Source organism: Nannocystis sp. RBIL2 (assembly GCF_026626745.1).
Classification (GTDB): domain Bacteria; phylum Myxococcota_A; class Polyangia; order Nannocystales; family Nannocystaceae; genus Nannocystis.
This window is the reverse complement of the sequence record NZ_JAPNJW010000002.1, coordinates 4,575,871-4,588,540: the sequence shown is the minus strand read 5'-3', so window position 1 is coordinate 4,588,540 and position 12,670 is coordinate 4,575,871. Positions and strand designations below refer to the sequence as shown.

Below are 12,670 nucleotides of genomic sequence, written 5' to 3'. Positions count from 1 at the left end.
TGCCGACCGTCGCGAACCGCGCGAGGGCGCGCCGGGCGAAGGTGCAGCGGCGCGCTCTCGAGCGGGGCAGCGGCGAACGCTAGGAGGCGGGCGGAGCGGGGATGACGTGCTTGAGGACGAAGGCGCCGATGGGACCGAAGTCGTCCCAGTTGCTCTGAGCGGCGCCGCAGCTGGGCATGCTGCTCCAGCCGGGGAGGTTGGCGTTACCAGCCGGCGGGTCGTAGAGGCGATGGGCGCCGCTGGGGAAGTTGGCGTCGGTGTAATAGCAAGTGGCGCCGAGGGGGTCGCCGAAGGAATCGACGTCCTTGTAGACGGACTCGAGGATGAACTGCCAGCTGCCGATGATCGGGGGCGGGGGGAGATAGGCGCTGGTGGTCTGGTCGAACCAGGGAGGGTTGTGCCGGAGGTCCTTGAAATAGACGGGGGTGCCGAGCACGGTGCGGGACTCGCCGTCGAAGAAGGCGCGGTAGGCGTCGGCGGCGGCGGTGTAGTTGTCGAGGCCGTAGCTGCGCTCGCCGGGGAAGTTGGCGTCGACGTAGGAGTTGGGGGTGATGCCCAGGAACTCCTGCGGCTTGGAGAAGGCGTGGCCCTGGCAGGCGATCACCGAGATGGAGGGGCTCTCGAGGTTGACCGGGCCGAGCTCGAAGCCGTCCTCGAGCCAGGCGGCGTCGCCGTCGAACTTGAGCTTGGAGTACTGCAGGATGAGCGCCTCGCCGCTCTCGTCGTCGGAGGCGGGGCAGATCGAGTAGTAGGTGCCGCTCCACGGGTTCGGCCCGGTCGTGGGCGGAACGTCGGCAGGGCTGCCCACCGACGGGAAGTCGCTCGACGGCGGCGTCACCTTGGTGGCGATCGTATATTTCCACGCGTCGAAGCCCGGCGCCGGGGAGCTCGTCGTGACGTCCTTGATCCACAGCGCGACGGTATTGTTCGTCGGCGGATTGACCGAGTTGTCGTAGATCGACAGGGCGAAGAAGACCTGCCGCCCCTGGTCGATGGCTTCCGCGGTGTTGGTGGCCGAATCGTAGGCGTACAGCCGGCCCTCCGCGGTCGGCAGCAGGTAATCGAAGGACATCCAGCTGTAGTCGGCCTTTTGAAAGGTCCCCTGGTTCCAGCGAGAATAGGCCGAGACACCGACGACCGGCGTGTCCGCCGAGGCGTTCCGCTTGGTGCGGATGTTGGAGAACGGGAAGTCACCGACGAACGGCGAGTTGGTGGTGCATTCGGGCGGGAGACACTCGCGGAAGGAGACAGCGTCGTCGGCCCAACCGCTGCCGTCGTGCGCCGCGAGGCCGTCGTCGCAGGCGGTGGTGGCCGCGAGGGAGAAGTTCAAGGCGAGGAGAGCTGGGATCGAGGAGCGCATGCGGGTCGTCTGGTCTCTGGGTTTAGTTCGGCCCCGGCCGAAGTGGGTCGACGCGGGGCCCATGGTGGCGCAGTGGTTTATGGGGGCAGGACGAATTGGTCCAGAACCAAGGAATGCCCTGCGGTCGAGTTTTCTCGCGCTGGGCGCTCGCGTGCGTGAGAGCCGCGGCGGCACGCTCGGCCTTACGGATGCTGTCCACGAGTGCAGAAGAAGCACCACGCGCGGTGTGTGCAGTCGCGCGCCCCGCCCCGACTCGATCCGGACGACACGCGGCGCGTCGGTGCCGCGGATACGATGAACTCACACGATAGGTGTCACAGACGGAAGAGGAGCTGGGCAATCGCTCCCCGGTGGACGCGAGCTCGCGTCTTCGCGGCGATCCGGGGCCGGGGAGCGGGGCGACCAGCGGCTTCAGGAGCCGCCCCCGCCGGGGAGGATGTTCTTGAGGACGAAGGCGCCGACCGGGCCGAAGTCGTCCCAGCTGCTCTGGGTGGCGCCGCAGCTGGTCATGCTGCTCCAGCCGGGGAGGTTGGCGTTGCCGCCGGGCGGGTTGTACAGGCGATGGGCGCCGCTCGGGGAGTTGGCGTCGGTGTAATAGCAATTGGCGCCGAGCGGGTTACCGAGCGCGTCGACGTCCTTGTACACGGACTCGAGCACGAACTGCCATGAGCCGACGGGCGGCGGGGTCGAGGGGAGATAGGCGCTGGTGGTCTGGTCGAACCACGGGGGGCTGTGGGCGAAGTCCTTGAAGAAGACGGGGGTGCCGAGCTGCGTCCGCGGCTCGCCGGCGAAGAAGGCGCGGTAGGCGTCGGCGAGGGCGTTGTAGTTGGCGAGGCCGTAGCGCCGCGCGGCGTAGTGCGCCGTGCTGTCGCGCGAATTGGGGGCGACGCCCAGTAACTCTTGCGGCTTGGAGAAGGCGTGCCCCTGGCAGGCAATCACCGCGTGGGACGAGACCTCGGCGTTCTCCGGCCCCCAGCCGTAGCCGTCCTCGAGCCAGGCGGCGTCGCCGTCGAACACGAGCTTGGCGGACTGGAGGATGAGCGCCTCGCCGGTCTCCTCGGCGGAGACGGGGCAGATCGAGTAGTACGTACCACCCCAGGGGGTCAAGGGCGGAAAAGAAATCGGGCTGCCCACCGAGGGGAAGTCGACCGTCGGCGGCGGCGCCTTGGTGGCGATCGTGTACTTCCACGCGGTAAAGCTCGGCGTCGGGGAGGCCGTCGTGACGTCCTTGATCCACATCTGATACGTGTTCGTAGTCGTGGGGCTGACGGAAGAATCGGTGATCGTGATCGTAAAGAACGCCTGCTTCCCCTGGTCGATGTAGTCTCGCGTATTGGTGGCTGAATTATATGCGTACAGGCGACCCTCCTCCGTCGGGACCAGGAAGTTGAAGGTCACCCAGCTGTTGTCGGCGCGCTGGAAGTGCCCCGAGCCCCAGGCCGAGGAGGCTAGGACACCGTCGATCGGGGTGCTGGCCGGGGAAATCTGCTTGGTGCGGATATTGGAGAACGGGTAATCGCCGACGAACGGCGAGTTGGTGGTGCATTCGGGCGGGAGGCACTCGCGGAAGGCGACCGGATCGTCCGCCCAACCGCCGCCGTCGTTCGCCGCGAGGTCGTCGCAGGCGCCGGCCGGGGCCACGAGGCAGATGTTCAGGGCGAGGAGGGCTTTCGTAGAGGAGCGCATAGTGGGGTTCGTCTCGTCTCAGGGGTTCGGGCCCCGGGCCGATCCGGAGCTCATGGGGGTTGGTGTTGATGTGGGGAGTATCGATTGGTCCAGATCCAATTGCGTCCGACGCCGAGTTTTTCTCGCACCTCGCGGCTCCGGCGCGAGAGGGTCGCGGGGTCGCACTCGGCCATCACCCGAGGCGGCCTGCGCGTGAGGAAGAAGCATAGGCGGGCAAAGTGAGCAATTCCGCCCCGAGCCATGGACCCGCTTCGGACATCACGCGGGGCCGGGGTATCACGTATATGATCGAGCCCACGCGACGGATGTCACGGATGGACGACGGTCCGGCCAATCGCTCCTCGGGCGACACGCAATTGAATCCTCCCGCGGGAGCACTGGCAGGTGAGCAGGCCGCCATGCCGCTCGACCTCGGTCCTTCTTCCCTCGCCGCGACCGCGCGCTCCGACGCGGCCGGGGTCACGCCGGCCTCCGAACGGGTGGGAGACGGCGACCAGGACCGGGCGACGCCGATGGCGGTGCCGCCTCCCGATGCGGGCGACCCGCTCGGCAAGCTGCTGGTGAAGCGGGCGCTGTTCCCCCGCCGCGCTCAGCCGGTGCGGCTCGGGCGGTTCAACGTGCTGGGGCTCGTCGGTCACGGCGGCATGGGCGTGGTTTACGCCTGCTACGACGATCAGCTCGACCGCAAGGTCGCGGTCAAGGTCCTGCACCGCGAGGTCGTCCGCGAGCAGGAGAACGCGCGGCGACGGTTGCTGCGCGAGGCCCAGGCGATGGCCCGGCTGTCGCACCCCCACATCGTCACCGTCCACGAGGTCGGACAGGTCGACGACATGATCTACGTGGCGATGGAGTTCGTCCGCGGCCAGACGCTGGACGCGTGGGTGCAGAAGTCGCCGTCGTGGCGGCAGATCCTGGCCGCGTTCGTGCAGGCGGGCCGCGGCCTCGAGGCGGCGCACCGGGCCGGGCTCGTGCATCGCGACTTCAAGCCGCAGAACGCGATGATCGGCGAGGACGGGCAGGTCAAGGTCCTCGACTTCGGCCTGGCGCGTCTGCATGACGACGACCTGGGCGAGGAGCTGGCGAGCGAGATCACGGCAGGTACGGAAGCTGCTTTGCTGCTGCGGCCGCTGACCCGCACGGGCGTGATCCTCGGCACTCCGGGCTACATGTCGCCGGAGCAGCACCTGGGACTGCGCGCGAGCGCCGAGAGCGATCAGTTCAGCTTCTGCGTCTCGCTGTATCAGAGCCTGTACGGTGATTGGCCGTTCTCCACGGAATCATTCCAGGCGCTGCGCGAGGACGCGGTGCGGGGCCGCGTCAGGCCGCCGCCCTCGAGCAGCCCGGTGCCGGCGCGGGTGTTCAAGGCGCTCCGTCGCGGCCTGATGGCCGCTCCTGCGGCCCGCTTCGCGTCGATGACGGAGCTGCTGGCGGAGCTCGAGCGCGACCCGGGGGCGATCTATCGCCGCGCCGCTGCGCTGGCCGCGACCGCCGTGATCGCCGGCGCGGGCGGAGTCATGGCGACCGCGGGGAATCCGGGGGCGGAGCTGTGCCCGGACGCGGGCCCGGAGCTCGCGGGCGTGTGGGACGGCGAGCGCTCGGCGGAGGTCGGCGCAGCGGTGCGGGCCAAGGCGCCGGCGCGGGCAGAGGAGATCCTGGCCGCCGTCGAGCCGCAGCTCGAGCGCTACGCGACGACCTGGGTGCAGATGCGGAACGACGCCTGTCGCGCGCATGCCGAAGGGCGGCAGTCGGCGCATCTGTTCGATCTACAGACCTCGTGCCTCGATCAACGGCGAGCCGCCCTCGACGCGACCGTCGGCGCCTTCGCGCTCGCCGACGCGACCAACCTCGACGACCTGGTCCAGACGGTCGGCGGGCTGCCGGCGCTGGTGACCTGCGCCGACACCAAGGCGCTGACCGCCGCGATCCCGCCGCCCGGAGATGCTCTGCTGGGCGCGCGGGTCCAGCAGCACCGCGAGACTCTGGCGCGCGCCGAGGTCCACGAGCACACGGGGCAGACCCGCCTCGGGTTGCAACTGGTGGAGAACGTGCTGGCCGACGCGAAGGCGGCGACCTACGAGCCGCTGCTCGCCGAGGCCCATCTGCGCAAGGCGAGCCTGCAGGTGCGCGACGGCGCCTTGACGGCGGCGCTGCAGTCGTTCGACGATGCGCTGGGCACGGCGATCGGGGCGGGCCACGAGGCCGTCGCGGCGCTGACGAGCTCCCGGCGCGGGCACCTCCTGGCCTATCGGCTCGGGCGGCCCGACCAGGCGCGGGCGGAGCTGCGACTGATCGCGGCGCTGAACCGCAGGGCCGCCGGGGATGTCGCGATCTACGGCGAATTCCTCAACGTCGCCGGGGCCATCTACGCGCACGCGGGTGATTGGACGACCGCCGGGGCGCAGTGGGAGGAGGCCGTCGCGTTGCACGAGGCGCACGGTCGGATCGAGACGCCGCTGGGCATAGCGATCCTGTACAACCTCGGCGGGCAGCTGCTGATCGTCGGCCGATACGGGGAGGCGGCGGCCAGCCTCCGCCGCGTGATCGAATTGTCGGAGCGATTGTCCGGCCCGAATCACCCCGACCGCGCGATGTACGAGAGCATGCTCGCCTACGCATTGACGGGGCTCGGCCGGACCCGCGAGGCACGGGCGCGAATGCAGGAGCTGGAAGCCAGCGTCGGCGAGGGCGAGAACAAGGTCATGCGATTGACCGTCCAGCTCGGCCTCGGTCAGGCCGAGCTGGCCCTGAACGACGGCCGCGCGGCGATGCAGCACTTCGTCGCGGCCCAGCGGACCAGCCCCGAGAACTTCTCTGTCCGCGAGTGGGCGGTGCTGATGCGCGCGGCGGCGGCGGCGGGAGACGTGCCGGCGATGGAGAAGGCGCGCGACCAGGCGTTCGCGGGGATCGACGAACGCACCGACGTCCGCAGCTTCAGGTACCACGAGGTCTTCCGCAGCCACGGGCAAGCGCTCGCGTCGCTCGGGCGGCTGCGCGAGGCTCTGGTGCCGCTCGAGCAGGCGCGGGCGGTGCTGGTCGAGTCGGACGATCCGGTCCACGTGGCGCGCCGGGGGCGGCTCTCGCTCGAGCTGGGCCGGCTGCGCGGGCAGCTCGGCGAGCCCGAGGCCGCCGACAGCGAGCTGCGGGCGGCGCTCGCGGAATTCGAGGCGGTGCTGTCGCCGCAGAACCTCGAGCTCGCCGACGCCATGCTGGCCCTCGGCGAGCTCGCGCTCGCGCAGGGTCGACTCGAGGAGGCCGCGCAGTGGGCGAGCCGGGCAGAGTCGATCTACGCCACGACCGCCGAGGCCGAACACGCCCCATGGCTGCAGGCCCGGGCCTTGCTCGCGCGGGCTCGGGTCGCGGAGTAGAGTCGGACGGTATGAACATATGTCCCATGGGACATATGATTGAAACTCCGCCGACGGCCCGCGGTCACAGGCCGAAGGGGTAGGTCTCGGGCAGCTCGGGGCTCGGGCGGCTCCGGGCCTGGAGTGGTTCGACTGCGTGGGTCTCGTCGAACCACACGTACTCGTCGAACTGCAGCGGGAGGCTGGCGTGGAAGTAATGGCTCATGCGCTCGGAGTCGGGGCGGTAGATCACGCCGATGGCCCGCTCGAGCCGCGGCTGCATCAGCTCGTCGCGGAGCTCGGGCCGCCGCGGGGCGCGGAGGGGCAGGAGGAATGCGGGCACCCGGGCGTCGTGGCACAGCCGCTCGTAGCTGCCGGGCAGGGACGGGCGCACTTGCATGCGCTGCATCGGCCCGCCCCAGTCGGAGGCGGCGGCGACTGTGCCGTGATCGGTGCCGAAGCCGACGGCGTAGACCGCGTCGCCGAACTGCTCGCGGCACAGCTGGCCGACGTTGAGCTCGCCGCGGACGCTCATCTCGGTGGCCTCGGCGTTGCCGAGGTGCGAGTTGTGCTCCCAGACGATGCCGCGGGCGTCGGGGCCGTGGTAGCCGAGGAGGGCCTGCAGCGTGTGGAACATGTGGGTGTCGCGCAGGTTCCACGAGGCGGCGGAGCCGTAGTACATGGCGCGGTAGTAGCGTTCGGCATTGGTCACGACGTGGGCGTTCTGGGCGGCGTCGAAGAAGGCCTCGCCGTCCTGGCCGGCGTAGTCGAGGCGGCGCTCGAGCATGTCGCGGAGCATGGCCACCACCGCCGTCTCCGAGCTGGCGTAGCGACCGACGAGCACCGCCTGGCCGTAGGCGGCGGGGTCCTGCTGCCACGGGGTCAGCATGCCGTAGCGCGCGCGGGCGACCCGGGCCGCGTCCGGATCGACGTCGTCGAGGTAGGCGAGCACGTGGGCGATCGACGTGAACATGCTGTAGAGGTCGAGCCCGTAGAAGCCGGCCCGCCGCGCGCGCTCGCGGCGGCCGAGGTTGTGCGCGCGCAGCCACTCGACGAACTCGCTGACCTCCTCGTTGCGCCACATCCAGGTCGGGAACCGCGAGAAGGGGGCGAACTCGACGTGCGAGCGCGGCGCGTCGGTGACGTAGCGGTGGATCCGCATCGCGTCCGGCCAGTCGGCCTCGACCGCGACGAAGTCGAAGCCGCAGCGCTCGATCAGCGCCCGCGACAGCCGCGCGCGCAGGCGGTAGAACTCGCTGGTGCCGTGCGTGGCCTCGCCGAGGAGCACCAGGCGGGCGTCGCCGATGCGATCGATCAGGGCGTCGAGGGCGTGAGCGTCGAGGTCGCGCAGCGGCTCGCCGCACTCGCGGATCAGCATGGGCAGTGCGCGGTCGTCCTCCCGCGCCGGCGCGCGCACGAGGCCGCTCTCGTCGGGCCAGCCCTGCTCGCCGATCAGCGGCACGAAGCGCACCGGGCCGAGCGAGTCCTCGCGCAGGCGGCCGTCATGCTCCCGGGTGATGCGCACGAGCGTCTGCGAGTCCGCGTCCGCGCCGACCGGCATGACCAGTCGACCGCCCGGCGCGAGCTGGTCGAGCAGCGCCCGCGGGACGGCAGGACCGCCGGCGGCCACGGCGATGGCGTCGTACGGGGCGTGCTCGGGCCACCCGAGAGTGCCGTCGCCGCAGCGGACGCGGACGTTGGTGAAACCGAGCCGCGCGAGGCGCTTGCTCGCGTCGTCGGCGAGCGACTCGAGCCGCTCGACGGTGAAGACCTCGCCGGCGAGGCGGCTGGCGACCGCGGCCGCGTAGCCGGAGCCGGCGCCCACCTCGAGCACGCGCTCGCCACCGTGCAGCTCGAGCGCCTCCAGGGTCAGGGCGACGATGAAAGGCTGGGAGATGGTCTGTCCGCCGCCGATCGGCAGCGGGGCGTCCTCGTGCGCGAGGTCGGCGAGCTCCTCCGGGACGAACTCGGCGCGCGGGACGGTGCGAAAGGCCTCGAGCACGCGTTCGTCGGTGATGCCCCGGCCGGCCAGCTGCAGATCGATCCACTCGTCGCTCGTGTCCATGACACCGGCGAACATACCCGCGGTCCCGTCCCGGTCGAGCGCACCGAACCGTGGCCGCAGATCGATTCGCGCCGGCCAGGCTCGGCCGATCGCGGTGGCCGAGGATCGCCGGTGAACGGCGAATCGAGGGGAGTCGTCAGCGGCCTCGTGCAGTGATTGGAGCGCGGGACGGGCGGGCGACATCGGCCAGGAGCAAGCGCCGCTGTGTGGCCTCGGCGCAGCGCACGCGGAGGCGGCGAGCGGCGCGGCGCCAGGAATGATTCGAGGCAACGCAGGCGAACGCGGCGCGAAGGCCCGCCTGAGGTTGCAAGCAATGCTTGCCTGCGTGCATCGATCAATGAGGAGCGAGGGACGATCGGTGAGCGGACCCGACAGACAGGAGGCAGCAGTCGAGCTGATGCTGCAATTCGCGGCGCGCACGGGGCTCACGTCGGACCGGCCGCCGCGGCGCTACCTGTGGACCGATGCGTTCGCGGTCTGCAACCTGCTCGGGCTGGCCTGCGCGTGGGGCTCCGCGCCGCTCTACGACGTCGCGGTGCGGCTGGTCGAGCAGGTCCATCACGTGCTCGGGCGCCACCGGCCGGACGACCCGCGGGCGGGGCGGTGGATCAGCGGCCTGTCCCCCGAGGCAGGTGAGGCCCACCCGACGCGCGGGGGGCTGCGGATCGGCAAGCCGCTGCCCGAGCGCGGGCCCGACGAGCCGTTCGAGCCGGACCTCGAGTGGGAGCGCGACGGGCAGTACTATCATTACCTGACGAAGTGGATGCACGCGCTCGATCGGCTGTCCCGCGTCACCGGCGACCGGGTCGGCAACGGGCTGGCGCGCGAGCTGGCGGCGGCGGCCCACGCCGGCTTCACGTACGCGCCGCGGCCCGGGGCGCGCAAGCGGATGCACTGGAAGATGAGCATCGACCTCAGTCGGCCGCTCGTGCCGTCGATGGGCCACCACGATCCGCTCGACGGGCTCGTCACGTACCTGCAGCTCCGCGCCGGTCGCGGCGAGGGGGCCGAAGGTCCCGACCTGGCGCCGGAGATCGCGGAGATGACCGCGATCGCCGAGCACCGCGACTGGGCCACCGACGATCCGCTGGGGCTCGGCGGGCTCATGAGCGACGCGTATCGCCTCGATCAACTGATTCGCCGCGGCGCCGGCGGTGAGGCGCTGCTGGCCCCGGTGCTCGCGGCCGCCAGCGCCGGCGCCTCCGCGTATTTGCGCCCCGGGCCATTGGAGCAGCCGGCGAACCGCCGCCTGGCGTTCCGCGAGCTCGGCCTGGCGATCGGCCTGCACGCGGTCGAACGGCTCACGGCCGCAGCGCGCCGCGATCCGGGCCCCTACGAGGCGATGCCGGCGGCGCGCAGCGATCTCGAGCGGCTGGCGACGTTCTTGCCGTGGCTCGAGGTCATCGAGTCGTTCTGGTCGCAGGCCGAGCACCGTCGCAGCCAGACCTGGCTGGCCCACCGCGACATCAACGAGGTCATGCTGGCGACCAGCCTGGCGCCCGAGGGGTACCTGTCGCTCGCGGAGGCGGCCGCGAACGAGCCGGGCTCGCCGCCGCTGCGCGCGACCGGGACGAGCTCGCGCGGCTGAGGACTGCGATGATTCACGCGCCGTCCGCACCCCAGGCCAGGTGCAGGCGGTCGTAGCCGAAGAACAGGATCACCCGCGCGCGCTCTGGCGGCGCGCCGGGTCGCAGGCGCAGGTCGGGCAGTCGCGCCAGCAGGCGCTCGATGCCGACGCGCAGCTCGAGCCGGGCGAGGGCGGCGCCGAGGCAGAAGTGAATGCCGCGGCCGAACGCGAAGTGACGGTCGGCGTTGGCGCGTCGCCGGTCGAAGCGGTCGGGCTCGGGGAACAGGGCCTCGTCGCGGTTGGCGGCGGCGAGGAGCAATTGCAAGGAGCTGTCGGCCGGGATCGTCACGCCGCCGATGGTCTCCGCGGCGATGGTCTGGCGCTGGTTGAACAGCAGCGGCGTCTCGAAGCGCAGCACCTCCTCGATGAAGCCCGGCAGCAGGCCGGGGTCGGCGCGCACTGCCGCGAGGTCGTCCGGCCGCTGGATCAACAGCGCCAGCGCGTTGCTCATGGCGAACATCGTCGTCTCGTGACCGCCGACGATGAGCTGCATCGGCACGGCCACCAGCTCCTCCTCGCTCAGGCGATCGCCGTCGTCGAGGCGGGCCTGGATCAGCACCGACAGCAGGTCGCTGCCGGGTCGCGCCCGCCGCTCGGCGATGACATCCTTGAAGTACTCCTGGAAGGCGAGCAGGCCGCGCGCCGACTCGACCAGGCGCTCGATCGGCTCGACGCACCAGATCAGCCGCAACCAGTCGCCCGACCAGCGCTTGAGGCGGTCGATGTCGGCGCGCGGCATGCCGAGCATGTCGCCGATGACCGTCGCGGTGAACGGGAACGCGAACTGCTGCGCCACGTCGGCGTGGCCGTCGGCGTGAAAGCCGTCGATGAGCTCGTCGGCCAGCTGCCGGATCGCCGGCTCGCGGGCGGCGATGCTCTGCGGGGCGAAGCCCTTGACCAACAGGCTGCGCATGCGCGTGTGATCGGGCGGGTCGGTGGTCAGCAGCGTCGGCAGCCACGGCGGCTCGCCGGCGAACACCTGCAAGACCTCGGGCGGCAGCTCCTTGTGAGCGCTCATGATGTACTTCGAGGAGAACCGCGCCGGGTCGCGATAGATCGCCTGCATGTCCTCCGGCCGGGTGATGAACCAGCTGTTGAGCGGGGCGTTGAAGAAGGCGGCGGTCGCCCGCCGGGCCGCGGCGTAGAACGGGTACGGATCGGCCATCTGGGCGAAGTCGAACGGGTTATGAGCCGCGAGCGCGGCGGGATCGATCAGCTCCGATTCGGCCATGGCGAAGGTCCTCCAGCGTCAGGCTGGCACGCAGTCGCGACGCAGGAGAATCGGTGCCGACCCGATGCCCTTGATTCTCACCTCTCGTCACGCGGACCTTCGTCTCACTGCCGACAATTGCGACGGTCTGCGGCCGGAGGTCTCCGAGCCACTCGCCGGCACCCGGCGCCCCGGTGATTGATGTCCGCGGCCGTCTGGGTTAGACGCGCCTCATGCGATTGCGCGCGACCTCGCGGACTCTGGCGCTCCTGACGTCGAGCACGGTCCTGCTGTCCGTGGCGGAGGCGCAGGCCGCCGACCGCGGTGCGTTCATCTGGGACGGCGAGTACTGGGGCTTCGATTACGAGGCGTTCGAGCAGGGGCTCGCCTCGGGCGGGGCGAGCCCGGTCGAGCGCGCGCCCCAGCTGCCGGCCGACCTGTCGGCGTACAACCTCGTGATCGTCGTGCTGCCCGGGGCCGCGCCGGGCCCGGCGGAGGCCAGCGCGCTGGTCGAGTTCGTCGACCGCGGCGGGGCGCTCGTGCTGGTGTCCGATTACGACGGCTACTCGCCCGAGCCGTCCGGGGTGTTCAACGCGCTCTTGCCGGAGCTCGGGGTCGAGGCGCGCTTCACCCACGGCGGGTCGTACGGCTGCTCCGACGCGGCGATCTTCCACCCGCACCCGCTGACGACGGGGCTCACCGTGTTCCACTCGTCCGCGCCCGACCACGTGATCCCGGGGCCGGCGACGCAGGTGGTGGTGGAGACGGCGGACAACGAGCCGTTCCTCGGCGTCGAGCGCAACGTGATCCTGCTCGCCGACTCGAACCCGATCAACACTGCGATCTGCTCGCCCGAGCTGACGAACATCCCGTTCTTCGCCAATCTGCCGGCGTTCGCCTGCGACGTCGACGGCGACGGCGTCAGCAACGCCTCGTGCGACGGCGCCGATCCGGACGACCTCGATCCCGCGGTCACCGAGCCCGGGCAGGACACGACCGGCGGCGAGAGCACCGGCAGCGAGACGGGCGAACCGACGAGCGCTGCGACCGGCGACGATGCGACCGGCGGTGATCCCACGGGCGGTGATCCCACGGGCGGTGATCCCACGGGCGACGATCCGACCGGCGGCGCCGGTTCGACCACCGCGGCGACGGGCGCCGATTCGAGCGGAGGTTCGGACACGACCTCGGCCGGCGCGACCACCTCGAGCTCTACCGACGAGGAGAGCGGCTGCGGCTGCCGCAGCGACGGCGAGGGCCGCTCCGCGGGCTGGCTGGTGCTGCTCGGGCTGGTGCTGCGGCGCCGCCGGCGGTGAGCCGCGGCGGCGAGCGCCGTCGTGGCGTCAAAGCGCATGTCTCATGGAGCATGTTCCATGAG

7 protein-coding genes are annotated in these 12,670 nt (G+C 71.1%); 3 read left to right on the top strand and 4 right to left on the bottom strand.

The features are described 5' to 3' along the window. Positions 1-79: 79 nt before the first annotated feature. Positions 80-1,330, bottom strand: coding sequence for a hypothetical protein (locus OV090_RS43025; protein ID WP_267710715.1), 1,251 nt, complete (start codon positions 1,328-1,330; stop codon positions 80-82). A gap of 441 nt (positions 1,331-1,771) precedes the next feature. Beyond that, complete coding sequence (locus OV090_RS43020) at positions 1,772-3,046, bottom strand: hypothetical protein (protein ID WP_267710714.1); 1,275 nt, start codon at positions 3,044-3,046, stop codon at positions 1,772-1,774. Between the two features lie 398 nt (positions 3,047-3,444). On the opposite strand from OV090_RS43020, the gene OV090_RS43015 reads away from it, so the two are divergent. Beyond that, the gene (locus OV090_RS43015) at positions 3,445-6,411 is read left to right on the top strand and encodes a serine/threonine-protein kinase (protein WP_267710713.1); all 2,967 of its coding nucleotides are present in this window, start codon (positions 3,445-3,447) and stop codon (positions 6,409-6,411) included. 64 nt (positions 6,412-6,475) lie between these two features. On the opposite strand, the gene OV090_RS43010 is transcribed toward OV090_RS43015, so the two are convergent. Continuing rightward, positions 6,476-8,455 carry a protein-L-isoaspartate(D-aspartate) O-methyltransferase gene (locus tag OV090_RS43010; protein WP_267710712.1) on the bottom strand — a complete coding sequence of 660 codons (1,980 nt, stop codon included), beginning with the start codon at positions 8,453-8,455 and terminating at the stop codon, positions 6,476-6,478. Between the two features lie 358 nt (positions 8,456-8,813). Between OV090_RS43010 and OV090_RS43005 the strand changes: the two genes are divergently transcribed. After that, positions 8,814-10,043, top strand: a complete 1,230-nt coding sequence (locus OV090_RS43005) for a hypothetical protein (protein ID WP_267710711.1) — start codon at positions 8,814-8,816, stop codon at positions 10,041-10,043. A gap of 13 nt (positions 10,044-10,056) precedes the next feature. Here the strand turns inward: OV090_RS43005 and OV090_RS43000 are convergent, their stop codons facing one another. After that, positions 10,057-11,313 carry a cytochrome P450 gene (locus tag OV090_RS43000; RefSeq protein WP_267710710.1) on the bottom strand — a complete coding sequence of 419 codons (1,257 nt, stop codon included), beginning with the start codon at positions 11,311-11,313 and terminating at the stop codon, positions 10,057-10,059. A gap of 212 nt (positions 11,314-11,525) precedes the next feature. Here OV090_RS43000 and OV090_RS42995 point away from each other — a divergent pair, with 212 nt between their 5' ends. Beyond that, positions 11,526-12,608, top strand: a complete 1,083-nt coding sequence (locus OV090_RS42995; RefSeq protein WP_267710709.1) for a DUF4350 domain-containing protein — start codon at positions 11,526-11,528, stop codon at positions 12,606-12,608. The last annotated feature ends 62 nt before the right edge of the window (positions 12,609-12,670 follow it).